The 26,823-nt window shown below is 73.4% G+C and carries 25 protein-coding genes; 10 read left to right on the top strand and 15 right to left on the bottom strand.

Features of this window, described 5'->3' with window-relative positions; genetic code table 11:
- Nucleotides 1-121 precede the first annotated feature (121 nt).
- Both IG05_RS0131460 and IG05_RS0131455 read left to right on the top strand, forming a co-directional pair.
- Nucleotides 122-1,342 (top strand): exo-beta-N-acetylmuramidase NamZ domain-containing protein, encoded by a 1,221-nt coding sequence (locus IG05_RS0131460; RefSeq protein WP_030347445.1) that lies wholly within the window; start codon nt 122-124, stop codon nt 1,340-1,342.
- Nucleotides 1,343-1,435: 93 nt separating this feature from the next.
- Nucleotides 1,436-2,737: a hypothetical protein gene (locus IG05_RS0131455; RefSeq protein WP_030347444.1), complete on the top strand. Its 1,302-nt coding sequence runs from the start codon at nt 1,436-1,438 to the stop codon at nt 2,735-2,737.
- A gap of 61 nt (nt 2,738-2,798) precedes the next feature.
- Here the strand turns inward: IG05_RS0131455 and IG05_RS0131450 are convergent, their stop codons facing one another.
- Nucleotides 2,799-5,588 (bottom strand): penicillin acylase family protein, encoded by a 2,790-nt coding sequence (locus IG05_RS0131450; protein ID WP_030347443.1) that lies wholly within the window; start codon nt 5,586-5,588, stop codon nt 2,799-2,801.
- 213 nt (nt 5,589-5,801) lie between these two features.
- On the opposite strand from IG05_RS0131450, the gene IG05_RS0131445 reads away from it, so the two are divergent.
- Together IG05_RS0131445 and IG05_RS0131440 are read left to right on the top strand one after the other, a co-directional pair.
- Nucleotides 5,802-6,404 (top strand): hypothetical protein, encoded by a 603-nt coding sequence (locus tag IG05_RS0131445; protein WP_030347442.1) that lies wholly within the window; start codon nt 5,802-5,804, stop codon nt 6,402-6,404.
- A 100-nt stretch (nt 6,405-6,504) separates the two neighbouring features.
- A complete protein-coding gene (locus IG05_RS0131440) occupies nt 6,505-7,248 on the top strand; it encodes a 3-keto-5-aminohexanoate cleavage protein (protein ID WP_030347441.1) in 744 nt (247 codons plus the stop codon).
- An 84-nt stretch (nt 7,249-7,332) separates the two neighbouring features.
- Here the strand turns inward: IG05_RS0131440 and soxR are convergent, their stop codons facing one another.
- A complete protein-coding gene (soxR, locus tag IG05_RS0131435; protein WP_030347440.1) occupies nt 7,333-7,791 on the bottom strand; it encodes a redox-sensitive transcriptional activator SoxR in 459 nt (152 codons plus the stop codon).
- A 115-nt stretch (nt 7,792-7,906) separates the two neighbouring features.
- Between soxR and IG05_RS0131430 the strand changes: the two genes are divergently transcribed.
- Nucleotides 7,907-8,368 carry a MaoC family dehydratase gene (locus IG05_RS0131430; RefSeq protein ID WP_030347439.1) on the top strand — a complete coding sequence of 154 codons (462 nt, stop codon included), beginning with the start codon at nt 7,907-7,909 and terminating at the stop codon, nt 8,366-8,368.
- A gap of 31 nt (nt 8,369-8,399) precedes the next feature.
- Here the strand turns inward: IG05_RS0131430 and IG05_RS0131425 are convergent, their stop codons facing one another.
- The 3 genes from IG05_RS0131425 to IG05_RS0131415 form a co-directional block, all read right to left on the bottom strand.
- Nucleotides 8,400-9,035, bottom strand: a complete 636-nt coding sequence (locus IG05_RS0131425; RefSeq protein ID WP_030347438.1) for a TetR/AcrR family transcriptional regulator — start codon at nt 9,033-9,035, stop codon at nt 8,400-8,402.
- Nucleotides 9,036-9,107: 72 nt separating this feature from the next.
- The gene (locus tag IG05_RS0131420) at nt 9,108-9,395 is read right to left on the bottom strand and encodes a YiaA/YiaB family inner membrane protein (protein WP_030347437.1); all 288 of its coding nucleotides are present in this window, start codon (nt 9,393-9,395) and stop codon (nt 9,108-9,110) included.
- A gap of 59 nt (nt 9,396-9,454) precedes the next feature.
- Entirely contained in the window at nt 9,455-10,606 is a 1,152-nt protein-coding gene (locus tag IG05_RS0131415; RefSeq protein WP_030347436.1) for an acyl-CoA dehydrogenase family protein, read from the bottom strand.
- 81 nt (nt 10,607-10,687) lie between these two features.
- On the opposite strand from IG05_RS0131415, the gene IG05_RS0131410 reads away from it, so the two are divergent.
- The gene (locus IG05_RS0131410; RefSeq protein WP_030347435.1) at nt 10,688-11,329 is read left to right on the top strand and encodes a TetR/AcrR family transcriptional regulator; all 642 of its coding nucleotides are present in this window, start codon (nt 10,688-10,690) and stop codon (nt 11,327-11,329) included.
- Between the two features lie 46 nt (nt 11,330-11,375).
- The gene (locus IG05_RS0131405; RefSeq protein ID WP_030347434.1) at nt 11,376-12,089 is read left to right on the top strand and encodes an ArsR/SmtB family transcription factor; all 714 of its coding nucleotides are present in this window, start codon (nt 11,376-11,378) and stop codon (nt 12,087-12,089) included.
- Between the two features lie 96 nt (nt 12,090-12,185).
- On the opposite strand, the gene IG05_RS0131400 is transcribed toward IG05_RS0131405, so the two are convergent.
- The 9 genes from IG05_RS0131400 to IG05_RS0131360 all read right to left on the bottom strand — a co-directional run bounded on the left by IG05_RS0131400 (nt 12,186) and on the right by IG05_RS0131360 (nt 22,746).
- Nucleotides 12,186-13,268 (bottom strand): Zn-dependent alcohol dehydrogenase, encoded by a 1,083-nt coding sequence (locus IG05_RS0131400; protein ID WP_030347433.1) that lies wholly within the window; start codon nt 13,266-13,268, stop codon nt 12,186-12,188.
- Nucleotides 13,269-13,283: 15 nt separating this feature from the next.
- Nucleotides 13,284-14,672: an aldehyde dehydrogenase family protein gene (locus IG05_RS0131395; protein WP_030347432.1), complete on the bottom strand. Its 1,389-nt coding sequence runs from the start codon at nt 14,670-14,672 to the stop codon at nt 13,284-13,286.
- Between the two features lie 156 nt (nt 14,673-14,828).
- Nucleotides 14,829-15,485, bottom strand: a complete 657-nt coding sequence (locus tag IG05_RS0131390) for a class F sortase (RefSeq protein ID WP_030347431.1) — start codon at nt 15,483-15,485, stop codon at nt 14,829-14,831.
- Nucleotides 15,472-16,161 carry a hypothetical protein gene (locus IG05_RS0131385; protein ID WP_030347430.1) on the bottom strand — a complete coding sequence of 230 codons (690 nt, stop codon included), beginning with the start codon at nt 16,159-16,161 and terminating at the stop codon, nt 15,472-15,474. The genes IG05_RS0131390 and IG05_RS0131385 overlap by 14 nt, the downstream gene beginning before the upstream one ends.
- A 103-nt stretch (nt 16,162-16,264) precedes the next feature.
- Nucleotides 16,265-17,503 (bottom strand): MFS transporter, encoded by a 1,239-nt coding sequence (locus IG05_RS0131380; RefSeq protein ID WP_030347429.1) that lies wholly within the window; start codon nt 17,501-17,503, stop codon nt 16,265-16,267.
- A 22-nt stretch (nt 17,504-17,525) separates the two neighbouring features.
- Nucleotides 17,526-18,953 (bottom strand): CitMHS family transporter, encoded by a 1,428-nt coding sequence (locus tag IG05_RS0131375; protein WP_030347428.1) that lies wholly within the window; start codon nt 18,951-18,953, stop codon nt 17,526-17,528.
- Between the two features lie 124 nt (nt 18,954-19,077).
- Nucleotides 19,078-21,318, bottom strand: coding sequence for a molybdopterin oxidoreductase family protein (locus IG05_RS0131370; RefSeq protein ID WP_030347427.1), 2,241 nt, complete (start codon nt 21,316-21,318; stop codon nt 19,078-19,080).
- A gap of 125 nt (nt 21,319-21,443) precedes the next feature.
- Nucleotides 21,444-22,061: a TetR/AcrR family transcriptional regulator gene (locus tag IG05_RS0131365; protein WP_030347426.1), complete on the bottom strand. Its 618-nt coding sequence runs from the start codon at nt 22,059-22,061 to the stop codon at nt 21,444-21,446.
- Nucleotides 22,062-22,188: 127 nt separating this feature from the next.
- Nucleotides 22,189-22,746 (bottom strand): hypothetical protein, encoded by a 558-nt coding sequence (locus tag IG05_RS0131360; protein ID WP_037815034.1) that lies wholly within the window; start codon nt 22,744-22,746, stop codon nt 22,189-22,191.
- 152 nt (nt 22,747-22,898) lie between these two features.
- Between IG05_RS0131360 and hmgA the strand changes: the two genes are divergently transcribed.
- The 3 genes from hmgA to IG05_RS0131345 all read left to right on the top strand — a co-directional run bounded on the left by hmgA (nt 22,899) and on the right by IG05_RS0131345 (nt 26,281).
- Nucleotides 22,899-24,233: a homogentisate 1,2-dioxygenase gene (gene hmgA, locus IG05_RS0131355; protein WP_030347424.1), complete on the top strand. Its 1,335-nt coding sequence runs from the start codon at nt 22,899-22,901 to the stop codon at nt 24,231-24,233.
- A gap of 46 nt (nt 24,234-24,279) precedes the next feature.
- Nucleotides 24,280-25,026, top strand: a complete 747-nt coding sequence (locus IG05_RS0131350; protein ID WP_030347423.1) for a GntR family transcriptional regulator — start codon at nt 24,280-24,282, stop codon at nt 25,024-25,026.
- 100 nt (nt 25,027-25,126) lie between these two features.
- Nucleotides 25,127-26,281: a type ISP restriction/modification enzyme gene (locus tag IG05_RS0131345; protein ID WP_030347422.1), complete on the top strand. Its 1,155-nt coding sequence runs from the start codon at nt 25,127-25,129 to the stop codon at nt 26,279-26,281.
- Here the strand turns inward: IG05_RS0131345 and IG05_RS0131340 are convergent.
- Complete coding sequence (locus IG05_RS0131340; RefSeq protein WP_234336092.1) at nt 26,278-26,814, bottom strand: nucleotidyltransferase domain-containing protein; 537 nt, start codon at nt 26,812-26,814, stop codon at nt 26,278-26,280. The two genes, IG05_RS0131345 and IG05_RS0131340, sit on opposite strands and share 4 nt — an antisense overlap.
- Between the last annotated feature and the right edge of the window lie 9 nt (nt 26,815-26,823).

Here is a 26,823-nt window from a genome sequence, read left to right as displayed (position 1 = left end):
CGGCTCAGACTAACCAGTCGGTATGTGTAAAGGAAAGGGTGACTGCCCCAACCTCTAGGGGCGCGGGGAACCGCGCGAGCACCACGCACGGTCCGCACGTGTCCACTCACCGGAGGACCCCATGCACCTGTCCCGACGGACCCTTCTCGCATCGGCCACGATGACGGCTGTCCCAGCCACGCCCGGACACCCCGAGCACCTCCGCACCGGCTTCGAAAGACTCGCGGCCACCGGTTACGCGCTCCTGAGCGGCCGGCGCGTCGGCGTCGTCACCAACCCCACGGGCATCACCAGGGACGCCCGGCACATCGTCGACGTCATGCACGCGGACCCGCGCGTCCGGCTGACGGCGGTCTTCGGCCCCGAGCACGGCTTCCGCGGCACCGCGCAGGCCGGCGGTTCCGAGGGCCGCTACGACGATCCCGCCACCGGGCTGCCGGTGTACGACACGTACCTCAAGAGCGGCCGGCCGCTCGCCGACGTCTTCACCGCCTCCGGCGTCGACACGGTCGTCTTCGACATCCAGGACGTCGGCGCCCGCTTCTACACGTACATCTGGACCCTCTACGACTGCATGGAGGCGGCCCAGCTCGCCGGCCTGCGCTTCGTCGTCCTGGACCGCCCCAACCCGGTCACCGGCCGCGAGGCGCAAGGCCCGGTCCTGCACCGGGAGTTCGCCACCTTCGTCGGCCGGCAGCCGATCGCGCAGGCCCACGGGATGACCGTCGCGGAGCTGGCCCGGCTGTTCAACGGGGAGTTCCTGGCCACGCCGGTGGCCCTGGAGACCGTAGGCATGTCGGGCTGGCGACGCGGCTGGTTCCACGACGCCTCCGGTCTGCCCTGGGTGCCGCCGAGCCCGAACATGCCCACCCCGGACACCGCGCTGGTGTACTCCGGTACCTGCATGTTCGAGGGCACCAACCTCTCCGAGGGACGCGGCACGACCCGGCCCTTCGAACTCCTCGGCGCCGAGGGCGTCGACGGCCGCTGGGCCGCCGCCGCCGGCGAACTCGGGCTGCCGGGCGTGCGGTTCCGGGAGGCGTACTTCACGCCCACGTTCTCCAAGTTCCAGGGCAGGACCGTCGGCGGGGTGCAGATCCACGTGACCGACCGGGCCGCCTACGACCCCGTACGCACCGGGATCGCGCTGCTGGTGACCGCCCGGCAGGTGTGGAGCGGCTTCGCCTGGCGGTCCGACGACTGGATCGACAAGCTCACCGGTTCCGCCCGGGTGCGCACGATGATCGACGCGGGCGCCGGCCCGGACGAGGTGACGGGCGCCTGGCAGGAGGAGCTGGCCGCGTTCCGGCGGGTTCGAAAGGAATATCTCCTCTACAAGTGAGCCGCGTCGTATGGCCAACCCCGCGTTCCCGCAGGACGATACGCGCGAAACGCACCGATGCGCACCGTGTCCCGGGGGACGAGGGAGCCTGGTATGGCGGATGCTGGGATGAGCGTGACTCCCTACTGGGAGCTGACCTTCGACGCGGACGGGGACGTGGACGGCCCCGAACGCGACCGGCTGGTGGCGCAGGTCACGGAGCACGGCGTCCGTGACCTGATCGTCTTCTCGCACGGCTGGAACAACGACCGCTCGGGCGCGACCGCCCTGTACCGCCGCTTCTTCGCCCCGGTACCGAAGCTGGCCCCGCGGGCGCGGCTCGGGTACGTCGGCGTGATCTGGCCGTCGATGCGGTTCAGCGACGAGCCGATCCCCGACTTCCCGAGGTCCGTGGCGGCCGTGGAGGCGGAGGCGGCGCCGCGCCCGGCGCTGGACAAGGACTCCCGGCGCGCCCTGCTGGAGGCCTTCCCGGGCCGGGCGCCGGTGCTGGACCAGCTGGCCCGGATGCTGGACGAACGGCCGGACGGCACCCGGGGGCTGGCCGAGTTCGGGGGGCTGGTGCGGCTGCTGCTGGACACGGACGGGGACCCGGGGCCGGCCGACACGGACGAGGAGGGCGAACCGGCCGTGTTCGACGGGGATCCGGTGACGGCGTGCGAGCAGTTCGCCGAGGCCCTGGCCGCGCTCGGACCGGAGGGCGGCGCGCCCGGGTTCAGCCTGCCCGATCCGTGGGACGGCGCGAAGGAGCTGCTGCGGCAGGCGACGTACTACCGGATGAAGCGGCGGGCCGGGACGGTCGGCGAGCGGGGTCTCGGGCCGGTGCTCGGGCAGCTGGCCGGGGCGGCGCCGGGGGTGCGGGTGCACCTGGCCGGCCACAGCTTCGGCGGCCGGCTGGTGGCGTTCGCGCTGCGCGGGCTGCCCGCGGGCGTGACCACGGTGAAGTCGGTGACGCTGCTCCAGGGGGCCTTCTCGCACTACGCCTTCGCGGACCGGCTGCCGCACGCCCCGGACCGGTCCGGGGCGCTCAAGGACGGCCGGCGGCGCGTCGACGGCCCGCTGGTGTGCTGCTACTCGCACTTCGACGCGGCCCTCGGCACGTTCTACCCGCTGGCCTCCCGGCTCGCCGGGGACGACCGCGCGTGCGCGGGCAGTGAGATCGCGGCCGTGCTCGGGCCGCGCTGGGGGGCCATGGGGCACGACGGGGTGCAGGCCGTCCCGGACACCGCCCGCCTGGACCTGGCGGCGGCCCTCGGCGGCTCCCTGCCCGCGTCCGGCTGTGTGAACGTGGACGCGGCGGCCGTCGTCCGGCGCGGGGGCGCGCCGACCGGGGCGCACAGCGACATCGTGCACCCCGAACTGGCGCGGCTGGTGCTGGCGGCGGGCGGGATCGCCTGACGTGCGGCGGGCGGGCGCCGGCCCACGGTCGTGAGCCGGCGCCCGTTTCACCGTGGGTGCCTCACCTGTGTGACGTGTACTCCACGACCTGCTGGAACGTCGGCCGGTTCTGCCAGCTGATCCTGCCGTGCTTGATGCCGCCCAGGGTGCGCTGGACGATCGAGTCGGCGCACCACTGGTCGCCGGCCGAGCACTGGTCGTCGCCCGGGTAGACCTGGGCGGCGGTCAGGCCGGCCGCCTGCTTCAGGGTGCCGATCAGGATGTCCCGGCAGGCGGTGAGGCTGCCGTCGCCGCAGTACTTCCGGCCGAGCGGTCCCTGGACCGGTTCCCCGAGCACCGACCGGATGTCCTTGTCGACATAGCTCCACCAGCCGTACTGGAAGGAGCTGCCGGCGTGCGAGCCGGTCGGGCCGTGGCCGGCGGACGGTGCCTCATCGACCGGCAGGTTGTCCGTGATGGCGGTGTACAGGCCGTCGCCGAGGCCCGGCTGGAACTCCGCCTTGACCAGCAGCGGCCACCAGGCGTCCAGGATGCGGATCGCGTCGGCGTCGGCGTAGGTCTTCGAACCGGCCGACGTCTCGGTGCGCTTGGCACCGGCGGTCACCCAGGACTTGAGCCTGGTCACCGCCGCGGCGGCCGTGGAGTCGCTCACCGGCGCGGAGTCGATCACCTTGAGCAGCTTCGGCAGCACGTCCTCGGCGCGCAGATCGGCGAGCCCCGCGTCCGCCATGGCCTGCACCAGCCGGGCACGGGTCACCCCGCCGGCCGCGACCAGCTTCTTCACCCGGTCCTCCAGCAGGTTCCCGCGGTGCACCGAGCCGTCGCCCCAGGGCGCGGTCGTGTAGTCCTTGGCCTGCTTGTTGTTCCAGGAGACGTAGTAGTCCTGGTCGACGGAGTTGGGGTGCGCGGAGGCCGGGGTGTAGTCGGCGGTGTTGGTGGCCGGGTCCCAGTTCCGCCACTCGTACGCCGGCCGGGCCCACACCGGGAACTCGGTGTCGACCCCGCTCGCCCGGACCGGGTTGTCCCCGCTGTTGTAGTAGGCGGTGTGCTGGGAGTCGGCGTAGAACCAGTTGAAGGTGTAGTTGATGTGCTGCGCCGCGCTCTGGAAGTCCTTCGGACCCTTGACGTAGTCGGGGTCGTTCAGCATCTGGAAGCCGATGATCGAGTCGGCCTCGTGCAGGTAGGAGGAGCGCAGGGTGGTGTAGGCGACCTTCCGGCCGCCGACGGTCGCCCGGTACTCCACCGGCCCGTACGCGGTCCGCCACACGCGCATGGTGTACGAGCCCGCGGCGGTGCCGTCGGCCGTGGTCGGCTTCCAGGCGTTCTTCTGCTCGATCTTCTCCATGGCCGTGCAGGTGCCGTGGTACAGGTAGTGGTAGTCGTCCTGGCACAGCTCGACCGCGTAGGTGTCGATGATGTCCTGGCCGGAGGTGGTGGCGCTCCAGGAGTAGTCCTGTCCGCGGCCGAGTTCGACGTACATGCTCAGGCCCGCGAAGGAGGCTCCGCGGGCGCTGATGCCGGGGCCCTGGATCTCCTGGAGCATCAGCAGCTGCGGGGCGAAGTAGCCGGTCTGCGGTCCGAAGACGGCGATCGGGTGGCCGCTCGCGGTGTACTTGCCGCTCACCACGAGGGCGTTGGACATGCCGCGCCGCGCGGAGCCGAGGGCGGTCTTCGCGGTGGTGGCGGTGGTGCGCTTCGCGGCCGCGGTGCCGGCGCTGCCCGTACGGTCGTAGACGAGCGGTTCCTGGGCGACCGAGCCGGCGTCGGGGAGGGCTCGGCCCTGGGCGTCGGCGGGCTTGGCGCCGTAGGGGAAGCTCTCGCCGTCGTGGACGGTGAGGACGGCCTCGGGGTCGTTGCGCTCGCGGAAGGACTCCCAGATCCTGGTGCCCTCCTCGACCCCGTACTTCGCCTGGGCGGCGAGCAGGGACACGGCGTTGTTCACCTCGCCGCCTCCGCCGGAGCCGAACAGCGAGCCGATCACCGAGGCCAGCGCGACCAGGTCGGTCACCTTGAAGTGCTCTATGGTGCCGGCGTTGGTGATCGAGTCCTTGTGACCGGTCAGGACGTACTCGCCGGGGAAGTAGCGGCCGCTGTCGGAGGCGTCGATGTAGGCGTTGACGCCGGCGAGGTAGGCGTTGACGTCGGCGAGGGCCTGCTGGCCGCGGGCGCCGTTCTTGGCGATCGCGCTGTCGATCTGCGCCTGGAGGTCGGCCTCGGTGTAGGGCGCGTTGCGGTAGAACTGCTGCTCAAGGCCCTGGTTGGCGGGGGCGCCGCCGGCGAAGGAGGTCAGCCGGCCGCGGCCCACGTGCCGGAAGACGTCCATCAGCCACAGCCGGTCCTCGGCCGCCGCGTACCCGGCGCCGAACTCGGTGCCGTACCGGGTGGTGCCTGTGATGTGCGGCACACCGGTCTTCTTGTCGCGGACGATCGTCACGTCGCCGCGGCCGGCCGGCTTCTCGGTGGAGGCGACCTGGTCGGCGGGGACGCCGAACGAGGAGTCGTCGAAGAAGGTGTTGATCGTGGCGTCGGTCAGGCCCTTGTAGCCGCCGGCCAGGTTGGCGTAGGGGCCGAGCTGGTCCTCCGCGTGCGCGGGCTGGGTGCCGAAGGCCTGGTTCAGCAGGATCTGGGCGAGCGTCGCGTTGCCGTTCTCGCCGGGCGGGAGGATGTCGGAACACCGGCCGCCGCAGTAGTCGTCGGCGGCCGTGGTGCCGGCCGCCGCGACCGCGGTCTGGGTGAGCGGGGAGAGAAGACCGGCGACGAGGACGCATACCGACGCGGTCTTCAGGAACCCGGGAAGTCGGCGGAACGTTCTCAGTCTGTCAAGGGTGGTACGTGGGGTTCGCCGTGGCATGGCAGCTCCTAGCGACAGGGGTGACCGGACGTTACCGCCGGTATCCCCCCGTTCAAAGATGAACATGCGTCACTTTCCGGAGTCCGCAAGGAGATCCGGAGAAGAGATGGAGCCGAATCGCCTGTCGATACGTCTATTCGGCGACGTCCGTGCGACGACGCCGAAGTGACCGGGGTACAGGTGCAGATGCAGATGTGACGGAGGTGCAGGGCGATGGCCGGTTTCCGGAGTCTGGCAAGACAGGTACGCGATCCGGACTGTGATCTGGCGCTGCGGCGGTACTCGCTGCGCAAGTGCCTGGAGAAGTTCGCCCCTTACGGGCATCGGGCGACCTGGGACCATCTGTGCTCCCGGGCGGGTTTCGGTCCCGAGGACCGCTCCCCCGATCCGGCGCGGCTCGTGGCCGCGCTGGAGGAGCTGGAGGAGGCCCGTGACGTCTGGCTCGCCTACGAGACCGACTTCACCGAGCGACGCAGGAAGGAGAAGCACGACGGGCTGCGCCGGCCGGGCAGCGTGGACGACTGGCACCGGCTGACCTGGGGCGGCTTCGGGGTCGCCTGGTGCGACGACCCGCGGGTGCATCCAGAGGAGCCGCTGGCGGAGGTGCTGCGCCGGCTGATCGCGGCGCTGGAGCGGGAACCCGGCTCGTCGTGCCCGGTCTGCGGCGGGGAACGACTGGTCTGGAGGTACGGCCTGGACCACGAGCCGTCGTCCGGCCCGGTCTGCACGGACTGCGGGATCCTGGTGCCGCGGCCCGTCCTGAACGCACAGGCCCTCGAATACGCCGGGCGGGGACGCCTGCTGATGTCGGCCTGAGCGGTGCGGAGGTCACCGGGTGCGGCCCGAACGGCGGGCCGGTACCGGTGCCGGGGGTGCGCAGGGGATGCCGCACCCCTTACTGGGCACCATCGACAGCATGGTGCAGGTGTGTCTCAACGGGCGCCGCTCGGCCGCCGACGGCGCGGGCGTCCCGATGTCCCCGGAGGATCTGGCCCGTTCGGCCGCCGCAGCGGTGGCGGCCGGGGCCACCTCGGTGCATGTCCATCCGAAGACGCCGTGCGGGCGGGACAGTCTGTCCCCGCACGTCCTCGCTCCGGCGCTGGAGGCGATACGGGCGCGGGTGCGGGTGCCGGTCGGGGTGACCACCGGCGCCTGGGCGGAGCCCGGACCGGCGGCCCGGCGCGCCCGGGTGCGCGCCTGGTCGGTGCTGCCCGACTTCGCCTCGGTCAACTGGCACGAGCCGGGCGCCGAGGAGGTCGCCGAGGAGCTGCTCGGCAGGGGTGTGGCCGTGGAGGCGGGCATCTGGTCCGGCACCGGGGGCGCGGGGCGCTTCGCGGCCTCGCCGCTCGGGCCGGGGGTACTGCGGGTGCTGGCCGAGGTGACCGACCCCGACCCGGCGACCGCCGAGGCGTCGGCCCGGGCGCTGCTGGCGGAGCTGGGCGCGGCGCACGGCCGGCCGGTGCTGCTGCACGGCGAGGAGGGCGGCACCTGGCCGGTCCTCCGGCTGGCGGCCCGTCTGGGCCTGGCCACCCGGATCGGCCTGGAGGACACCCTGCTCCTCCCGGACGGCCGACGGGCCCTGTCCAACGCGGAGTTGGTGACGGAGGCACTGCGCACGGGGGCCCGGCCGGCCCCGGCGCGCGACACCGGGGGGCAGTGAGGCACCGCCTCCTGCGGCCGGCCGGGAGTGGGGTCGCTCCCGTCACTGCGTGGCCGGATTTCAGCGGCCCTCGGCGATGAGACCTCAACGGCCCTCGGCGAAGAGCCTGGAGCCCGTCAGGCGTTCGCCGAAGACGTCGTCCGGGTTGGACAGGACGCACGTCTCCAGGGAGAGGCACCCGCAGCCGATGCAGTCGGTGAGGTGGTCGCGCAGACGGTTCAGCTGGCTGATCCGCTCCTCCAGCTCCGAGCGCCACCGCCTCGACAGCCGCGCCCAGTCCTCCTTGGTGGGCGTGCGTTCCTCGGGCAGTTCGGACAGGGCGTCCCGGATCGTGGCGAGCGGGATGCCGACCCGCTGGGCCGCGCGGACGAAGGCGACCCGGCGCAGGGTGTCGCGGCTGTACCGGCGCTGGTTGCCGGGGGTGCGCCGACTGGAGATCAGGCCTTTGGACTCGTAGAAGTGCAGGGCGGACACCGCGGCTCCGCTGCGTGCGGACAACTGGCCGACGGTCAGCTCGTGGATCTTCTCGGGAATCTGGGGCACCCCTCAGAGCCTACAGAGACGGCTCGCCGCGCCCGGCCCGCCGCCCGTTGACATCGCCCCGCGACCCGAGCATGCTAAGCAGTCGCTTAGAGATGCGAGCGAGAGGGCCGGGAACATGGCAGAACCGAGGATCTTCAACTCCCCCGACGAGCTGCGGGCAGCCGTGGGCGAGCAGCTGGGCCACACCGACTGGCTGGAGATCGACCAGAAGCGGATCGACCTGTTCGCCGAGGCGACCGGGGACCACCAGTGGATCCACGTCGACCCGGAGAAGGCCGCCGCGGGGCCGTTCAGGACGACCATCGCCCACGGCTACCTCACCCTGTCGCTGCTCCCGCTGTTCGGGCCGCAGCTCATCCGGGTCGAAGGCGTGAAGATGGGCGTGAACTACGGGACGAACAAGGTCCGCTTCCCCTCCCCCGTCCCCGTCGGGTCCCGGGTGCGCGCCACCGCGAAGATCACCGGCGTGGAGGACGTCACCGGCGGTGTGCAGGTGACGGTCGCCTTCACCGTGGAGCGCGAGGGCGGCGACAAGCCGGTGTGCGTGGCGGAGTCGGTGGCCCGGTACTACCTGTAGGTCCGGTCCGGTACTCCCTGCGGGCCCGGTACTACCCGCGGGCCTGCCCGGCCCCGACCATGCGCAGCACGAGGTCGGCGTAGAGCGCGCCGACCTCCTCGGGGGTGCGCGGGCCGTTCACGTTGAACCAGCGGGCCACGTCGATGCACAGCGACAGCACGGCGAGCGTGGTCCCCTGGACGTCGAGCACGTCGAACTCCCCGGAGGCCACGCCGTCCTCGACGATGTGGCGCACCTCTGCGTCCACCTGCTGGCGCAGCGCGACGATCTCCGCGCGGGCCTCGGGGCCGAGGGCGTCGAGTTCGTACTGCACGACCCGCGCCGTGGTGCGCCGTCCGGCGTGCCAGCGGACGAAGGAGCTGACGGCGTCGGCCAGCCTCTCCGTGGCGCTGCCCTCGCGGCGGGCCGCCGTGCGCAGGATGTCCAGGGCCTTGTCGTGGCCGATCCGGCTGATCCGGTGGAGCAGCTCTTCCTTGGTCTTGTAGTGGATGTAGAGCGCGGCCGGGCTCATGCCGGCGCGTCCCGCGATGTCCCGGGTCGTCGTCGCGTGGTAACCACGCTCGGCGAAGGCCTCCACGGCGGCGACGAGCAGCCGCCGGGCCGCGTCAGGGGTGACCTCTTCCCACGGCTCCACTTCGCCGCCGGTCGTCTCCTCCGCCGTACTCATCGCTCGCTCGCCCCTCTCGTGACAGGAGCACCACCATACCGCCGACGGTGAGCGGGCGCTTAGCGTAGCCGCTCAGAGCTTCTCGAAGGGATCGTGGTCGGCGAGCAGCTTCTCCAGGCGGGCCTGGTCGACGCGGCTGACGAGCTGCCCGGCCTCCTGCCGGTCCCGGATGACCTTGGCGAGGGTGAAGGCCGAGGTGACCAGGTACAGGACGGCGATCGCCAGGAAGCCGCGGACCCAGGCGTCGGCGTCGAGCCGGGCGATGCCGATGGCGGTAGCCGCCATGGCGACCGCGAAGGAGGCGACGGCCTGGCCGTGGAAAGCGGCCGTGCTCTGCTGCTTGACCGGTGTGTCACTCATGGACAGAGCATCGGCGGACACGGCCCGCGCCACATCCGCCGGGATACTCAGGAAGGTACTCAGAAGGCCGAGACGCCCGTCAGCGAACGCCCGATGAGCAGCTTCTGGATCTGGCTGGTGCCCTCGTAGAGGGTCATCACGCGGGCGTCGCGCAGGAGCTTGCCGGCGGGGTACTCGTCGATGTAGCCGTAGCCGCCGAAGACCTGGAGGGCGTTGTTGGCGGCGCGGACGGCGGCCTCGGAGGCGAACAGCTTGGCCTTGGAGGACTCGACGGCGAAGGGCTCGCCGCGGTCGATCAGGTCGGCGACCCGCCACGTCAGCAGCCGGGCCGCGTCCACGTCGACGGCGATGTCGCTGATCAGCTCCTGCACCAGCTGGTGGCGGGCGATGGGCCCCCCGAACTGCTCCCGCTCACCGGCGTAGCGGACGGCCGCGTCCAGCGCGGCCTGGGCTATCCCGACACAGCCGGCGGCCACCGACATCCGGCCCTTGGCCAGCGCGGACATGGCGACGGAGAAGCCCTTGCCCTCCGCGCCGAGCATCGCCGAGGCGGGCACACGCACGTCCTCCAGGACGAGTTCGGCGGTGGCCTGGCCGCGCAGGCCGAGCTTGCCGTGGATGGTGCGGCGGGTGAGGCCGGGGGTGTCGGCGGGGATCAGGAAGGCGGACACGCCCTTGTGGCCGGGGGCGTCGGTGGAGCGGGCGAAGAGCAGGACGACGTCCGCCCAGGTGCCGTTGGTGATGAACATCTTGGTGCCGTTCACCACGTAGTCGTCGCCGTCGCGCACCGCGCGGGTGGTGAGGTTGCCCGCGTCGGAGCCGGTGCCGGGCTCGGTGAGTCCGAAGCAGCCGACGTACTCGCCCGCGGTGAGCCCCGGCAGCCAGCGCCGCTTCTGCTCCTCGTTCCCCCAGGCGGCGATCGTCTTGGCGACGAGGCCGAGGGAGACGGAGACGATCCCGCGGACCGAGGAGTCGCCGCGGCCCAGTTCCTCGGTGACCAGGCAGTAGGAGAGGTGGTCGCCGCCGGAGCCGCCGTACTCCTCGCCGACGGTCAGGCCGAGGAAGCCGACCTCGCCGAGCTTCTTCACGATGGCCCGGTCCACCTCCTCGGCGCGGTCCCAGGCGACGACGTGCGGGGCGATCTCGCGCTCCACGAAGTCCCGGGCGAGCCGCCGTACGGCCGTCTGCTCCTCGCTGAGCCCCAGGTTCACCACGAGATCACCCCACACCTTGAAAGCCGTACATTTAAATTAGCACTGCTAGTTTCCAGTCGCAGCCCTACTATGTGCGCCATGGCCCGACCGCGCAAGCCCCTCCTCAGCACCGACCGGATCGTCGAGACGGCCCGGGACCTCGTGGACCGGGAGGGCCTGGCGGCGGTCTCCACCCGCCGGCTCGCCGCGGAGCTGGGAGTGAGCGGCCCCTCGCTCTACAACCACTTCCGCACCAAGGACGAGATCCTGGAGGTGGTCGCGGACTCGGTGAGCGCGCTGGTCGACCTGTCGATGTTCGAGGACGGCCGGGACTGGCGGACCGCGCTGCACGACTGGGCCGTCTCCTACCGGGCCGCCCTGCGCGACCACCCGAACATCGTCCCGGTCCTCGCCCGCGGCCCCGGTCGCCGCCCCGCGGCGCTGCGGCTGGCCGACGCGGTCTACGGCGCGATGGTCGACGCCGGCTGGCCGCCGGCGCAGGCCACCTCCATCGGCGCCCTGATGCGGTACTTCATCATGGGCTCGGCGCTCGGCTCCTTCGCCGGCGGCTTCGTGGACGACGAAAGCGCGTACGACCCCGCCGACTACCCCCACCTCGGCCAGGCCCACCTCCTCGCCGAACAGCAGGAGAAGATCGACGAGCGGGCCTTCGAGACGGGCCTGACCGCGCTGCTGGACGGCCTGGCGCAGCAGTACGAGCAGGTACGGCTGAGCGTGTGAGGACACTTCGGCCGGCGCCGAAGCGCCGCTGCCGCATGCTGGGTGCATGCGCACCAAGGATCCCCGGGCCGCCGGTCTCGCCTCGCTCGCCTCGCTGATCGCCGACGAGACCCGGGCCGCGTGCCTGCTCGCGCTGCTGGACGGACGGGCCTGGAGCGCCGGTGAGCTGGCCCGGCACGCCGGGGTCGCCGCGTCCACGCTGAGCGAGCACCTGGGCAAGCTCGTGGCCGGCGGCCTGCTCGCCGAGGAACGGCAGGGCCGGCACCGGTACGTCCGGCTGGCCGGCGCGCGGGTGGCGCAGCTCGTCGAGGACCTCGCCGCGCAGGTGCCCGCGCCCGCGGTGCAGCGGACCGCGCGCACCCTGCGGCAGTCGAGCGCGGGCGCCGCCATGGCCCGGGGCCGTACCTGCTACGACCACCTGGCCGGACGGCTCGGCATCACCATCACCGACGCGCTGACCGAGCGGGGCCTGCTGCGCCAGGACACCGGGTTCGCGCTGACGGACGCGGGGCTGGCGTGGTTCGGCGCGGCGGGCATTCCCCTCGCACGCGACGGGCGCCGCCCGCTCGCCCGCGCCTGCCTCGACTGGACCGAACGGCGGCCCCACCTCGCCGGGGCGGCCGGTGCCGCACTGTGCCGGCACGTGCTGGACGCCGGGTGGTGCGTGCGGATCGGGTCCGAGCGGGCCGTGCAGGTGACGCCGTCGGGAGAACGGGCCCTGTGCGACCTGCTGGGCATCGAGCCGACGGCGTTGCGCTGAACCCGGCCCGCGCGCAAGGACCTTGCCCGACGGCGGGGCGAGGGCGACGAGGTGGCCGGAGACCGCCGTCGAGGTGCCGTGGACGAGGGGCGGGCGCTAGAACAGGACCAGCGCCCGGCCGCCCTTGCCGGCCAGCATGTTCTCGAAGGCCGCCGGAATGCCCTCCAGCCCGATCCGCTCGGTGACCAGGACCGACAGGTCCAGTCGGCCCTCGCGCACGTGCTCGGCGAGGACCGGCAGGTCGCGCGCCGGGTCGGTGTTGCCGTAGACGCAGCCGGACAGGGTGCGGCCCCAGTGGAAGATCTCCAGGGCGTTGAAGGTGACCTGCTCCTCCTTGCCGCCGATGCCGACGACCGTGGTGCGGCCGCCCCGGCGGGTGGAGTCCCAGGCGGCGCGGATGCTGACCGCGCGGCCCGCGCACTCCACGGCGACGTCGACGCCCTGCTTGCCGGTCAGGGCGCGGATCTCCCGGGGGGTGGTGTCGGAGGCGAGGACGAAGTCCGTGGCGCCGGCCGCGCGGGCCAGTTCCTCCTTCGCGGGCGAGACGTCGACCGCGACGACGCGGGACGCGCCGGCGATCCGGGCCGCCTGGAGGGTGGCGAGGCCGACCCCGCCGGCACCGAACACGGCGACCGTCTCGCCCTCGCGGACCTTCGCCGCGTGGTGGACGGCGCCGTACCCGGTGAGGACGGCGCAGCCCAGCAGGGCGGCGTCGGCGAGCGGCACCCCTTCCGGCAGCGGCAGCACGCAGGACGCGGCGACCACCGTCTCCTCGGCGAACGCGGCCACGTTCAGCCCGGGGTGCAGTGCGGTGCCGTCGGTCGTGCGGGCGTAGACGTCCGCGGCGCCGTTCAGCGCGTTGGCGCACAGCCAGACCTCGCCGAGCGTGCAGGCGTGGCACGTGCCGCAGGACGGGGCCCAGTTGAGGACCACGGGGGCGCCGGGTGAGACGTGGGTGACGCCCTCCCCGACGGCGACGACCGTGCCGGCGCCCTCGTGACCGAGGACGGCCGGTACCGGCACCCGCATGGTGCCGTTGGACAGGGACAGGTCGGAGTGGCAGACGCCGGCGGCGGCGAGGCGGACCCGGACCTGGCCGGGCCCCGGGTCGGGCAGCTCGATGGCGGTGATCTCCAGCGGGGCGCCGATGGCGGGCAGGACGGCGGCTCGTACGGCCATGGGAGTCGGACTTCCTTAGAACTGGAGGGACTTGGTCTGCAGGTACTCGGCGAGTCCGTGCGCGCCGAGTTCGCGGCCGACACCGGACTGCTTGTAACCGCCGAAGGGTGCCAGCGGGTTGAACCGGCCGCCGTTGATGTCGACCTGGCCGGTGTCCATGCGGCGGGCGAAGGCCACCGCGTCGGCCTCGTCGGCGGCCCAGACGGCGCCCGCGAGGCCGTACACCGTGCCGTTGGCGATGCGCAGGGCGTCCTCCTCGTCGTCGTAGCCCAGGATGGACAGGACCGGTCCGAAGATCTCCTCCTGGGCGATGGTCATCTCGGGTGTCACGTCCGCGAAGACCGTGGGGCTGACGAAGTAGCCCCTCTCCCGCGGGGCTTCGGGGCCGCCGGCGACCAGCCGGGCGCCCTCGGCGATGCCCTTCTCGATGTAACCGCGCACCCGGGCCTGCTGCTTGGCGCTGACCAAGGGGCCGATGCGGTCGCCGTACTTCGCGGCGGCGCCGGCTGCCAGCTCGACGGCCTCGGCATACCGCTCGCGGTGGACCAGCATCCGGGTCCAGGCGCTGCACGTCTGGCCGGAGTTGGACATCACGTTGGCGACACCGACGTTGACCGCCTTGGCGAGATCGGCGCCCGGCAGGATGACGTTGGCGGACTTGCCGCCCAGTTCGAGGGCGACCTTCTTCACGGCGGCCCCGGCCACCGCGCCGATCTGCCGCCCGACCGCCGTGGAGCCGGTGAAGGAGACCAGGTCGACGCCCGGGTGCTCGGCGAGGGCCTGTCCGGCGACCGGGCCGAGGCCGGTGACCAGGTTGAACACGCCCGCGGGCAGTCCCGCCTCGTGCACCGCCCCGGCGAAGAGCCGGGCGGTGAGCGGGGTGTCCTCGGCGGGCTTGAGGACGATCGTGCAGCCGGCGGCGAGGGCCGGGGCGACCTTCGCGACGATCTGGTGCAGGGGGTAGTTCCAGGGGGTGATCGCGCCGACCACGCCGATCGGCTCGTGCAGGACGGTGGAGTTGCCGACCTTCTCCTCGAAGGCGTGGGTCGCGGCCAGTTCGGCGTAGGAGCCGGCGACGGCGATCGGCACGGCGGCGTGCACGTTCCGCGAGAACGCGAGGGGCGAGCCCAGTTCCGCGGTGACCGTCTCGGCGATCTCGTCCTTGCGGGCCGCGAGGGCGTCCCGGAGGGCGGTCAGCCGGGCGGCGCGCTCGGCCGGGGGTGTGGCGGCCCAGGCGGGCAGGGCGGCGCGCGCGGCCCGTACGGCGGTGTCGACGTCCAGCGCGCCGCCCGCCGGGACCCGGGCGATGACCTGCTCGTCGGCGGGGTTGACGACGTCGATCACGTCCCTGCTCTCGGCGGGGCGCCAGGCGCCGTCGATGTACAGGCCGTCGTGTGCCTTCATGCTGTGTCCTCCCGGGCGGGTCCGCGTCATCGGACACACAAACTAGCGATGATAGTTTTCCGGCGCCAGACGTTCCTGGACCGCGGACGTTCCGGGACATCATCGCGAACGGACCGGCCGGCGCGGGCACGTGGTCCGCGCCGGCCGGTCCGCCGGTCACCTGGTCGCGGTCAGATGGGCGTAGACCACCACGTTGCTGGTGTAGCCGGTCCGCCGGCTGAAGAGGCCACCGCAGGTGATCACCCGCAGTTCCGGGCGGCCGGTCGGGCCGTAGACCTCCTTGTCGGGGAAGCCGGCCTTGTCGTAGACCTCCACCCGGTCCACGGAGTACACGGCGGTACGGCCGTCCGCCCGGCCGACCTCGATGGGCCTGCCGGGCGGGACCTGGGCGAGCCCGGCGAAGACGGCGGGACCGGTCCTGGTGTCACGGTGCCCGACGGCGATCGCGGTGCCGGCCTCGCCCGGTGTGGGACCGCCCTGGTACCAGCCGACCAGCTTGGGTGTGTCGACGGGCGGTGTCTCCAGCCGGCGGTTCCGGTCGAGGCGGAGGGGGGTGACGGGGGCGTCGATGCCCAGGGAGCGCACACGGAAGGACGTGGGCCGGGACCGGGGCAGCGGGCGGGGCGGCGGCGCCGGGTCGCCCCCGCCGGCCCGGGCGGCGGCCACGGCGTCCGGGCGGTGCCCTGCGGCTCCGCCGCCCGCCCCGCAGCGGGAGACCACCGTCACCAGGACGACCGTGAGCAGGGCCGTCCTGACGAGGCGGTAGGCGCGGGTCCGGTACCAGGGCCTGCGCCGGTACCTACGCGGCGCCATGGGGCCGCCGGCGGACCAGCCGGACGTACACGACACCGCCGACGGCGATCAGGCCCACGGCACCCGCGGCGGCCACCGGGGAGTACGCGGCGGCCGTGTCGATGAGGCCGCCGCCGCCCGCGTGCACCCCGCCCTTCGGGCCGTCGTGGTCGCCGCCCTGGCCCCAGGACCCGTCGTTCTGCTGGTGGTCGGCGATCTGCCCGTTCGGGCCGTTGTCGCCCTTGTCCCCTTCGTGGCGTCCGTCCTTGCAGTTGACGCGGAAGACCTTCTCCTTCAGCGCCACGGGGGTGCCCACGGCCCAGCTGAGCTTGTACTGCCCGTCCGACAGGCCCAGCGGGTCGGTGTGCCCGGCGCCCCCCGCGAGCGCGATGGTGCCGGTGACGGTGGCGGCGGTGGGGAGCGGGGGCTGCGGGGTGATGGTGTAGGCGACGGCGGTGAGCGTGTCGAAATTGACGGCTTCGAGATAGAACCTGCAGACCACCGGATCGTCCTTGGCCGATCCCACGAGCGGCCCACGGAGGTGGCGCTCGTCGTGGATCCGGATGTCGCCGTTCTCCCCCTGGGCCGCCGCCTCCGGCGCCGCCACCCAAGACGCGCCGGCCGCGGCGAGGGCGGTGAGGACGACTGCGGCGCCCGCGCGAGAGCCGGCGGCGCGTGGGAGTGTCAGGGTGGGCATGCGCAATCCTCCAAGTTCAGACGATTTTCATACAAATCGCTCTTTCGCCTGGACTCTGCGTCATGCACCCCGTAGGCCGTCGGCACCGACGCCCGACGCGCCGTCAGAGATCGCTCGTGCGGCGCAATCCGGGCCGCTTCCGCCCCTTCCCGGTCACCCGTCCGGCCGAGCCCGCGGGCCGGCCCGGCGACCGCAGCGCCACTCCCGACGACAGCAGGAGCAACGCCCCCAGCATCACGAACGGCGCAGCGACCCCCGCCAGACCGGCGACGAGACCGGCGCTGGCGGGCGCCGCCACCTGGCCGAGCCGGTTGCCGGTCAGCCGCAGGGCGAGCGCGGTGGAGCGGGCCTCGTCGGGGGCCGCCTGCACCACCGTCGTCATCGACAGCGGCTGGCCCACGCCGAGGCAGAAACCGAGGACCGCGAGCATCGCACCGAGCCCCCACACCGGCACCGGCAGCGCCACCCCCGCGCACAGCAGCGCGGCCGACAGGCAGGTCACCGTGAGCAGCGCGGGCCGGCCGAGCAGCCGCAGCAGCGGGGTGAGCACGAGCCGGCAGGCGATGGTGGCGCCGGCCCGGAGGCTGAGCAGGACGCCGATCACCGACGGCGCGATGCCCCGGTGCTCGCCGACCACCGGGAGGTAGGCGGTGAGGATGTCGGTCGCGGACAGCACCGACAGGCTGATCAGCATGCCCGCGGGCACCCCCCGGGCGCGCAGGATGCCGGCGACCGGCACCCGGGCGCCGCGCCCCGGGCGGGAGCCGGCGGCCGTACGGTCCTCGATGCGCCACAGCGAGGTGAACGCGACGGCCGCGCCCGCGCCCGCCACCACGAGGGCGAGCGCGCTGCCGTGCGCCATGCCGGGGCCGCCGATGAGCGCGCCCGCGGCGGCCGGGCCGATGAGCTGGCCGAGGGAGGCGCCGATGGTGAAGTGGCCGAAGTTGCGGTCCTGTTCGTGCGGCGCGGACCGGCGGGCCACCAGCGACTGGGCGCCGATCACGAAGCACAGGTGGCCGAGGCCCATCACCCCGCTCCACAGGGCCATCGCCCACAGCGAGCCGGCGAGTCCGCTCAGCGCGCAGCCGCCGGCGACGAGGACCACGCCCGCCGGCAGCAGGGGCGCGCAGCGGCCGTGGTCGGTGCGCCGGCCGAGCGGTACGGCGGCGAACAGCGGCAGCAGCGCGTACACACCGGCGATGACACCGACCGCGCGCTCGTCCGCGCCCAGCGCGAGGGCCCGGTAGGAGACGGCGGGCCGGGCCATCGACACCGCCCCCTGCGCGAAGGAGAAGGCGATGACGAGGCGGAGCAGCCAGCCGCGGTTCCCACCGGGCGCCATGGGTACGACCTCCGTCGGGTGATCAGATGATGCCGAACAGGATGCCCGCGCCGAGCACCACCAGTGAGGTGAGCGCGGCCCACTTGACCACGAAGCGGGTGTGGTCGCCGAACTCGACCCTGGCCATGCCGACCAGCACGTACACGGCGGGGACGAGCGGGCTGGACATGTGCAGGGGCTGGCCGACGATCGAGGCGCGGGCGATCTCCACCGCGGGCACGCCGTGCGCCTGCCCGGCCTCGGCGAGCACCGGCAGGATGCCGAAGTAGAAGCCGTCGTTGGACATGAAGTAGGTGAGCGGGATGCTCAGCACGCCGGTGACGAAGGCCATGTGCGGGCCCATGCCGTCGGGGATGTTGCCCACCAGCCACTCGGCCATGTGGTCGACCATCCCGGTGCCCTGGAGGACGCCCGTGAACACGGCGGCGGCGAAGACCATGCCGGAGACGTTGAGGACGTTCTCCGCGTGGGCGGCGACGCGGGCCCGCTGGTCCGGCATGTGCGGGAAGTTGACGGTCAGGGCGAGGGCCGCGCCGAGCAGGAACAGCACCGGGATCGGCAGCCACTCCATGATCATGGCGGTGAGCAGGACGACCGTGAGCAGCGCGTTGAACCAGTAGAGCCCGGGGCGCAGGGTGGGACGGTCCGGGTCGAGGCCCTGGAAGCCCTCGTCGGCGGGCGCGTCGCCGGACGCGCCGGCACCGGAGCCGGAGCCCGCCGCGGCCTCGGCGCCCGGGCCGGAGCCCGCCACGGGCCGGGCCGCCGCGCCGGAGCCGGCGCCCACGAGCACGGTTTCGGGCTCGGTCTCCTCGACCAGCACCTCGTCCAGCGTGAGCACACCGAGCCGCCCCCGCTCGCGGCGGCCGAGGACGTAGGCGAGGCCGAGGACGAAGAGCAGGCCCGTCGCGAGGGCCGGGATCATCGGCACGAAGATGTCGCCGGCGTCGAGCTTGAGCGCGGTGGCCGCGCGGGCGGTCGGGCCGCCCCAGGGCAGGGTGTTCATCACGCCGTTGGCCATCGCGGCGACGCCGGTCATCACGACCAGGGACATCTTCAGGCGCTTGTACAGCGGGTACATCGCCGAGACGGTGATCATGAACGTGGTGGAGCCGTCGCCGTCCAGGGAGACGATCGCGGCGAGGACCGCCGTGCCGACCACGATGCGCAGCGGATCGGCCTTGCAGAATTTCAGGATGCCCCGCACGACCGGGTCGAAGAGGCCGACATCGATCATCACACCGAAGTAGACGATCGCGAACATGAGCATCGCCGCGGTGGGGGCGAGGTTGGTGACGCCGTCGATGACGTAGTCGCCGAGCTTGGCGCCCTTGCCCACGAACACGCAGAACAGCGCGGGGACGAGCACGAGCGCCGCGATCGGCGACATCTTCTTCATCATGATCAGGACCAGGAAGGTCGCGATCATGGCGAAGCCGAGGATGGTCAGCATGAGTGGATACCTAACGTTCGCCCTTGAACATCCCACCTGGGGGTCGGCGGTGCGATGACGTTAGGTCCGTTCAAACGGCGTTAACAAGTGGTTGACGCCCGAGCAATAAGCGCAAAACTCCAGGTCACGGCAGTGCTACGACGGCGGTGAGCTCCACGGGGACGCCGTTGAGCACCGCGTTGCCCGAGAGCGGGTCGAGCAGGCTGCCGTCGAGCAGCTGGTTGACGTTGACGCCGGGGACGGTGGCGGCGTGGCTCAGCCGGGTGCCGGAACGGTCGTGGCCCCAGCCGTGCGGCAGGCTCACCACCCCGGGCCGGATGCCGTCGGTGACCTCGGCGGGGGCCACCACCTCTCCCCCGGCGCCCTTGACCCGTACGTCCGCGCCGTCCCGGACACCGAGGCGGGCGGCGTCCTCGGGATGGATGTGCACGGTGCAGCGGTTGCTGCCGCCGGTGAGGGCGGGCACGTTGTGCATCCAGCTGTTGTTGGAGCGCAGATGGCGGCGGCCGACCAGGACCAGGCCCGCGGGGCGCTCGCGCAGGGCCGCGCGGAGCCGGGGCAGGTCGCCGGCGATCGGCTCGGGCAGCAGCTCCACCTTGCCGCTGCGGGTCTTCAGCGGCTGCGGCAGGCGCGGGCGCAGCGGGCCGAGGTCGATGCCGTGCGGGTGGTCGAGCAGCCTGGCCAGGCTCAGCCCGTCGGGCCGGGCGCCGAAGCCGTCGCCGTACGGGCCGAGGCGCAGCATCAGGTCCAGCCGCCGCTCGGGGCCGTTGTCCCCGGTGAGCCGGGCGGCCAGCTCGCGCGGGTCGCGGCCGGACACCGGCGAGTGCTCGTCCCGTACCGCCTTGGCCAGGGTCTGGTCGATGACCATCGCGTCGACGGCGGCCGGGTCGGTGCCGTGCATGCCGCTCACCGCCAGGACCAGCCGGGCGAGGATCTCGCTCTCCGCCATGCGGCCGGGCTCCAGCGGGACGGCGGGGCGGCTGTAGCGGACCTGGTTGCGCACGGCGAGGGTGTTGAAGGCGAAGTCGTGGTGCGGGCTCTGCGCGGGCGGGGGCGGCGGCAGTACGACGTGGGCGTGGCGGGAGGTCTCGTTCAGGTACGGGTCGACGCTGACCATGAAGTCCAGCGATCGGAGGGCCTTGTCGAGGCGGTCGCCGTCGGGTGCGGAGAGCACGGGATTGGCGGCGATGGCGATCAGGGCGCGCACCGGGGTGCCCTCGGCGGTCGCGGTGTCGATCTCCTCGGCGAGCGCGGAGAGCGGCAACTCGCCCTTGGCTTCGGGGTGCTTGCTCACCCGGGAGTGCCAGCGGCCGAGGGCGAAGCCGCGGCCGGGGCCCGCCGGGCGGGGCGTCCGGTCGGTGGCGGCCTGCGGGAAGAGGGCGCCGCCGGGGCGGTCCAGGTTGCCGGTGAGGACGTTGAGGACGTCGACCAGCCAGCTGGCCAGGGTGCCGTGCGGGACGGTGCAGCTGCCGATGCGGGCGTAGACGGCGGCGGTGGGGGCGGCGGCCAGGTCGCGGGCCAGGGCGCGGATGTCCTCGGCGTCCAGGTCGCAGGCGGGGGCCACGGCATCGGGGGTGAAGTCGCCCAGTGCGTCCCGGAGTTCGGCGAGCCCCTGGACGTGCGGGGCGAGGTGCCCCAGGTCGACGAGGTCCTCGGCGAAGAGGGTGTGGACCATCGCGGCGAGCAGCAGGGCGTCGGTGCCGGGGCGGATCGCGAGGTGCCGGTCGGCGAGCGCGGCGGTGCGGGTGCGGCGCGGGTCCACGACGGTGAGGCGTCCGCCGCGGGCCTTGAGGGCCTTGAGCCGGCCGGGGAAGTCGGGGGCGGTGCACAGACTGCCGTTGGACTCCAGCGGGTTGGCGCCGAGGAGCAGCAGGTGGTCGGTGCGGTCGAGGTCCGGCACCGGTATCGCGTTCGCGTCGCCGAACAGCAGCCCGCTGGAGACGTGCTTGGGCATCTGGTCGACCGTGGAGGCGGTGAACAGGCTCCGGGTGCGCAGGGCGCCGACCAGGACGGGCGGGTAGAGGCCGCCGGCCATGGTGTGCACGTTGGGGTTGCCGAGGACCACGCCGACGGCGTCGGGGCCGTACCGCTCGACGACCGGGCGCAGGCCGGCGGCGACCGCGTCGAAGGCCTCCTCCCAGGTGGCCTCGCGCAGGGTGCCGTTCTCCCGGACGAGCGGGGTGCGCAGCCGGTCGGGGTCGCCGTCGACGGCGCCGAAGGCGGCGCCCTTGGGGCAGATGAACCCCTTGCTGAAGACGTCGTCCCGGTCACCGCGGGCGCCGGTGACGCGGGTGCCCTCGACGGTGAGGGTCAGCCCGCAGGTGGCCTCGCACAGGGGGCAGATTCGCAGGGCGGTGCGGGACACGGGTCCTCCCGGTGGGGTCGGCGGCGGGTCGCCCGGGCCGCACGGGCGGGCAGGCTCGGGGTGAGCATACCGACCGGTATGCACGGAGGGGAGACCCTCGCCGGATTCCCCTCGGCCGGCCCCGCCTAGTCGAGCACCCGCCCCAGATACGCCCGCAGCAGCTCCCGGGTCTCCCGGATGATCGCCTCGTCGCCCTCGGGATCGACCCGGAAGGCCAGTTGGACCAGGGTGTCCGCGGTCTCCACGGCGACCAGGAAGACGCGGCCCAGCTCCTCGTCCGGGGTGCGGCCCAGGTAGCCGGAGAGCAGCTGGATGAGCCGGTCGGCGACCCGGGTGTTGGGCTCGGCCTGCCGGACGCCGACCGGTATCTGGTTGCCGAAGTCGACCAGGGAGAAGCCGGGTGCGGTGCGCTTCATGGCGAGGTACTCGTCGAGGACGGCGTCCATGGCGGCCCGCCAGTCCCCCTGGCCGGCCTCCTTCAGCCGCTCGGTGACGCGCTCGACGTACCGCTCCAGGTTGCGCTGGGCGAGGGCGTCGGCCATCTGCCGCTTGTTGCCGAAGAAGCGGTAGACCGAGCCGATGGGGACTTGGGCGCGCTCGGCGACCGCGCGCGTGCTCAGGGCGTCGTAGCCGACCTCGTCGAGGAGTTCGGCGCAGGCGTCCAGGATCCTGGTCAGGCGTTCGGCGCTGCGCCGCTGGACGGGCGCGCGGCGGAGCGATGTCGCGTGGGGCACGGGCTTCATGATGCCTTTCCGCCGCGGTCCGGTGAACCTCTCCCCCCAGTACGGGGCCGGACGGCCGGCGCACTCACTCACGGGAACGGGTGGCGGGCGGCCTCACCCGCCGGCGGTGCTCACCCTCCGGCGGTGGTCATCCGTCCGCCGCGGGGGACGCGGTCGCGGCCGGCGGATCCGGTGCGTGCGCCTCCGCGTCGGAGACCGTGATGTCGGCGGTGCTCTCGACCGGCTTGCCGCGGACGGCCCAGACCGTGCCGTCGTCGGCGTACAGGCGCGCGGTGACCTCGTGGGTGCCGTGCGGGACGACGCCGGCGGCCACGTGGTACGCGGGGCCGTGCAGCCGGGCGATGCCGTGGCCGTCCACGAACAGACGGGCGAAGCCGTGGCCGGTGGCCGCCGCCGGCCGCGCGCCCGGCGCTGAGCACCGGAAGTGCCGGAAGGCCAGCCGGACGTCCCAGCCGCCGGCCGGGTCGGGGGTGACCTCCATGCCGACCTGGGGGGCGTTCTTCGGGGGCACCTCCCGCAGGTTCCGGCCGGTGTCGTCCGTCTCGTCCAGCACCTGCCCCACGGGTGAGGGGGACACCGTCCGCCCGTGCGCCCCGCCGGCGGTGCAGGCCGCCGCTCCGAACGGCAGCAGGACGCACACCGCGAGCGCGGCGAGCGGTCCACGCTTCCACTTCGTCCACGACATGAGCGGGAGCGTAGAACAGCGGCCGGGCACCCCGGATCCCCCTCAGGTCTGGTTCCGCCCCTACCTACGGGGGAGGACCCGGAACCCTCTTGCGCGGACCCCCGCTGATTCCTACGGTGTTGCATAGGAATCGGGAACGCGAGGGAGCGAGCATGAGCGGGGACGCGCGGAAGACCGCCGAGGGGCTGACGTACCTGACCGGGTTCGGCAACGAACACGCCTCGGAGGCGGTGCCGGGCGCCCTGCCCGAGGGCCGCAACTCGCCGCAGCGCGCGCCGCTCGGCCTGTACGCCGAGCAGCTGAGCGGTACGGCGTTCACCGAGCCGCGGGCGCACAACCGCCGCTCCTGGCTGTACCGCGTCCGCCCGTCGGCCGCGCACCCGGCGTTCACCCGCACCGCCAACGGCGCGCTGCGTACGGCCCCCTTCACCGAGACCGTGCCCGACCCCAACCGGCTGCGCTGGAACCCGCTGCCCGAGCCCCCGGCCGGCACCGACTTCCTGGGCGGTCTGTGGACCCTGGGCGGCAACGGCGACGCGACCCAGCGCGCCGGCATGGCCGTGCACCTGTACCACGCCAACGCCTCGATGGAGCGGGTGTTCTCCGACGCCGACGGGGAGCTGCTCATCGTGCCGGAGCGGGGCGGACTGCTGCTGCACACCGAGTTCGGCCGGCTCCATGTGGAACCGGCCCAGGTCGCGCTGATCCCGCGCGGGGTGCGCTTCCGTGTGGAGCTGCTGGACACTGCGTCCGACGGCGGGCAGAGCCCGACCGCCCGGGGTTACGTCTGCGAGAACTACGGGGCGCCGTTCCGGCTGCCCGACCTCGGCCCGATCGGCGCCAACGGGCTCGCGAATCCCCGGGACTTCCGGGCGCCGGTCGCGGCGTACGAGGACGTCGAGGGTCCGGTTGAGGTGGTGAACAAGTTCTGCGGCAACCTCTGGACGGCCACCTACGACCACAGCCCCCTGGATGTGGTCGCCTGGCACGGCAACTATGTGCCGTACGTCTACGACCTGCGCCGGTTCAATGTGATCGGCACCATCTCCTACGACCACCCCGACCCGTCCATCTTCACCGTGCTGACCTCCCCGTCGGACACCCCCGGTCTGGCCGGCGTCGACTTCGTGGTGTTCGCACCGCGCTGGCTGGTGGGCGAGGACACCTTCCGGCCGCCGTACTTCCACCGGAACGTGATGAGCGAGTACATGGGCCTGATCGAGGGCGCGTACGACGCGAAGGCGGAGGGCTTCGTGCCCGGCGGCGGCTCGCTGCACAACATGATGTCGGCGCACGGCCCGGACCGGGAGACCTTCGACCGGGCGAGCGCGGCCGAGCTGCGGCCGCAGAAGATCGGTGACGGGCTGGCCTTCATGTTCGAGACCCGCTGGCCGGTGACCCTCACCCCGCACGCGGCCGGCGCCGAGCACCTCCAGCAGCGCTACGACGACGTGTGGCAGGGGCTGGAACGCCACTTCCGGGCGTGACCGCCACCGTTGCGCCGAACGTTCTCCGCCAGGTACGGATAGCCGCGTGACCTCCTTCGCTCCGGATTCGATCGTCCTGAACCGCAAGCTGCCGCTGTGGTACCAGGTGTCGCAGTCGCTGCGCGCCTCGATACTGGGCCGCTCGCCCCGGGACCCGCTGCGCCTGCCCACCGAGGAACAACTGGCCGAGCACTACGGGGTGAGCGTGCTGACCATGCGGCAGGCCCTGAAGGAGCTGGAGGACGAGGGCCTGATCAGCCGGCACCGGCGGCGCGGCACGTTCATCGAACCCGACGTCCGGCGCGGCGCCCCGGTCCGGCTGCTCGGCTCGGTGGACGCGATCGTGGCCCAGCAGTCCGGGATGACGACCGAACTGCTCGGCCACGGCCGGGTGCCGGTGCCGGCCGGGCTCGCCGAGCACTTCCCGGACCTCGCGGAGGTGGCGGCGTACCACCGCCTGCGCAGCGACGAGAAGACCGGCGAGCCGACCAACCACGCCGTCAACCACATCCGTCCCGAACTGGCCGAGCACATCGACCCGGAGGACCTGGTCCGCTGGCCGATGACCAAGGTACTGCGGGACCTGGTGAAGGCGGACATCAGCCGGATCACGGACACCGTGGAGGCCCGGCTCGCCGACCCGGAGACGGCCCGGCTGCTCGAAGTCCCGTTGCTCAGCCCGATCCTGCACTACACGGGCGTGACGTACGACACCGATGGACGGGTGCTGGACGTGGCGGTCATCCACTACCGGGGGGACCGCTTCTCGTTCACGGTCACCCTGGACGCGTGAGCGCTCCGCCGGTCCGGCCGGGCGGGGCCGGCGGCCTGCCGCGGGACCCGTCGCGGCCGGTCGCGCGGTTCCCCGCGGCCCTTCGGGGCGCTGCCGTACCATGCCCGACGTGACGCACGACGACGCTCCGCCGCTGGCGGACCTCATGCCGTGGTCCGTTGCACCGTTGCGGCCGGGCCGCGCCTGGCCGCTGGCACCCGACGCGGCCTCGCTCAGGGCCCGCTGGGACGCCCTGCTGAGGGCCGAGGGACCGGACCGGGAGCGCCTGTTCGAGGCGACCCGCGCCCGTACGCTCCGGTCGGCGGTGGCGCAGCTGCCCGGGCAGTCCACCGGTACGGAGCGGCTCTCGCGTGCCGAGGGGCCCTGTGCGGAGCCGGTGCGGGTCCTGGCCGCCGCCTTCGACGAGCAGTGGCTGATCCCGGACCACCGGCTGCTGGACGCGGCCCGTCCGGAGCTGTGGCGGGTGGCGGACGCCCGGCAGGTGTTCACCGTGGAGACGGGCGACGCCGACAACCCGCTGCTGGCGACCTCGCACCCGCCGGTGCTGCGCTCCGGCCGCGTCCGCCCGCTGTACCGCCGCCCCGGCGGCACGGAGCCCAACCTGGCCCCCGGCCTGCTGGACCATCTGTCGGCGCGGCTGGGCGCCCGCCCCTCGGCGTCCGACGTGCTGGCCTGGATCCTGGCGGCGGTCCGCCCCGACCTCACCGTCCCGCTCACCGAGGACCCTGTCCTGTGGGCGGCCGGCGTGGACGAGGGCCGCCGGACGCTGTGGCTGATGCTCCGCGACGGCGAGCGCCCCAAGCTGCCCGGCGGCCGGCGCCCGTACGTCCGCGCGCCCCTGCCGAGCCGGCCCGTCGGCCTGCGCTACGACCGGGACGAGGAGTCCCTGTACCTGGACGAGGGCCGTGTCTCGCCCGTCCCGCCCGAGGCCTGGGACTACGAGGTGGCCGGGGCCCGGGTCCTGGAGAGCTGGTTCGCGGCCCGCACCGCACCGGCCGAGCCGGGCACCCTGGCCGCGATCCGCCCGGCGGCCTGGCCGCAGGCGTGGACCTCGGAGCTGCTGGAGCTGATCACGGTCCTCGCCCTGCTGGCGGACGCGCGGGCGCCGCGGGCCGGGTCGGAGGTGACGGCACCGGTCACGGCGGCCGACCTGCGGCGGGCGGGCGTCCTGCCGGTGCCGGAGCCGTCCCGCCGCCCCGCCTCGGTCCTCGACCACCTCGAGGAGGGTCCGGACGGGCAGTTCGCGCTGCTCTAGCCCGCCGTCCCCCGGCGCAGCGCGGCCTCCAGCCGGGCGATGTCCTCGGCGTCCTTGGCCCGGCGGGGCCGGGAGGGGTCCCAGACCGGCATCATGCGCTTGATCTCGATCTGGACGCGCGGATCGACGATGGGCGCCTCCAGCGCGCCGATGCGGCCCGGCTCCGTGCCGAGCAGCCCGTCCGGCCAGGGCGTGCCCGCCCAGGGGCCGCCGGCGACGGTCACCCGGCCCGCCGCGTCCGTGTCGACGAGGGTGAAGCTGCTCTCCAGGCCGTCCTTCACGAAGTCCAGCTGGAGGCCGGCGGGCGGCCCGGGCACCGGGGTGTGGCCCAGCCGGACCAGGATGCCCGCGAGCGGTGCCGCGTCCTTCGCCCAGGCGAACCAGTCGATGTCCCCGTGCTCCCGGGTGACCTCGCCCAGGAAGAAGTCCATGGCCCAGCCGCCGCGCAGCCAGAGCGGGACGCCGGCGGCCCGGGCGGCCTCCAGAACCCCTGCGATCATGTCGAGTTGGCGCCGAACGCGCTCGTGGTCCACCGGCTCCGC

The sequence above is a fragment of the Streptomyces sp. NRRL S-1022 genome, from assembly GCF_000720135.1.
GTDB lineage: Bacteria > Actinomycetota > Actinomycetes > Streptomycetales > Streptomycetaceae > Streptomyces.
Note: the sequence above shows the minus strand (reverse complement) of the source record. Positions and strands in the feature narration are given on the sequence as shown.

Bases quoted from the DNA above. Each gene is read 5' to 3' on its own strand.
- IG05_RS0131460 (WP_030347445.1), top strand. From the start codon at position 122: ATGCACCTGTCCCGACGGACCCTTCTCGCATCGGCCACGATGACGGCT.
- IG05_RS0131455 (WP_030347444.1), top strand. From the start codon at position 1,436: ATGGCGGATGCTGGGATGAGCGTGACTCCCTACTGGGAGCTGACCTTC.
- IG05_RS0131450 (WP_030347443.1), bottom strand. From the start codon at position 5,588: ATGCCACGGCGAACCCCACGTACCACCCTTGACAGACTGAGAACGTTC.
- IG05_RS0131445 (WP_030347442.1), top strand. From the start codon at position 5,802: ATGGCCGGTTTCCGGAGTCTGGCAAGACAGGTACGCGATCCGGACTGT.
- IG05_RS0131440 (WP_030347441.1), top strand. From the start codon at position 6,505: ATGGTGCAGGTGTGTCTCAACGGGCGCCGCTCGGCCGCCGACGGCGCG.
- IG05_RS0131430 (WP_030347439.1), top strand. From the start codon at position 7,907: ATGGCAGAACCGAGGATCTTCAACTCCCCCGACGAGCTGCGGGCAGCC.
- IG05_RS0131425 (WP_030347438.1), bottom strand. From the start codon at position 9,035: ATGAGTACGGCGGAGGAGACGACCGGCGGCGAAGTGGAGCCGTGGGAA.
- IG05_RS0131420 (WP_030347437.1), bottom strand. From the start codon at position 9,395: ATGAGTGACACACCGGTCAAGCAGCAGAGCACGGCCGCTTTCCACGGC.
- IG05_RS0131410 (WP_030347435.1), top strand. From the start codon at position 10,688: ATGGCCCGACCGCGCAAGCCCCTCCTCAGCACCGACCGGATCGTCGAG.
- IG05_RS0131405 (WP_030347434.1), top strand. From the start codon at position 11,376: ATGCGCACCAAGGATCCCCGGGCCGCCGGTCTCGCCTCGCTCGCCTCG.
- IG05_RS0131400 (WP_030347433.1), bottom strand. From the start codon at position 13,268: ATGGCCGTACGAGCCGCCGTCCTGCCCGCCATCGGCGCCCCGCTGGAG.
- IG05_RS0131395 (WP_030347432.1), bottom strand. From the start codon at position 14,672: ATGAAGGCACACGACGGCCTGTACATCGACGGCGCCTGGCGCCCCGCC.
- IG05_RS0131390 (WP_030347431.1), bottom strand. From the start codon at position 15,485: ATGGCGCCGCGTAGGTACCGGCGCAGGCCCTGGTACCGGACCCGCGCC.
- IG05_RS0131385 (WP_030347430.1), bottom strand. From the start codon at position 16,161: ATGCCCACCCTGACACTCCCACGCGCCGCCGGCTCTCGCGCGGGCGCC.
- IG05_RS0131380 (WP_030347429.1), bottom strand. From the start codon at position 17,503: ATGGCGCCCGGTGGGAACCGCGGCTGGCTGCTCCGCCTCGTCATCGCC.
- IG05_RS0131375 (WP_030347428.1), bottom strand. From the start codon at position 18,953: ATGCTGACCATCCTCGGCTTCGCCATGATCGCGACCTTCCTGGTCCTG.
- IG05_RS0131365 (WP_030347426.1), bottom strand. From the start codon at position 22,061: ATGAAGCCCGTGCCCCACGCGACATCGCTCCGCCGCGCGCCCGTCCAG.
- IG05_RS0131360 (WP_037815034.1), bottom strand. From the start codon at position 22,746: ATGTCGTGGACGAAGTGGAAGCGTGGACCGCTCGCCGCGCTCGCGGTG.
- hmgA (WP_030347424.1), top strand. From the start codon at position 22,899: ATGAGCGGGGACGCGCGGAAGACCGCCGAGGGGCTGACGTACCTGACC.
- IG05_RS0131345 (WP_030347422.1), top strand. From the start codon at position 25,127: ATGCCCGACGTGACGCACGACGACGCTCCGCCGCTGGCGGACCTCATG.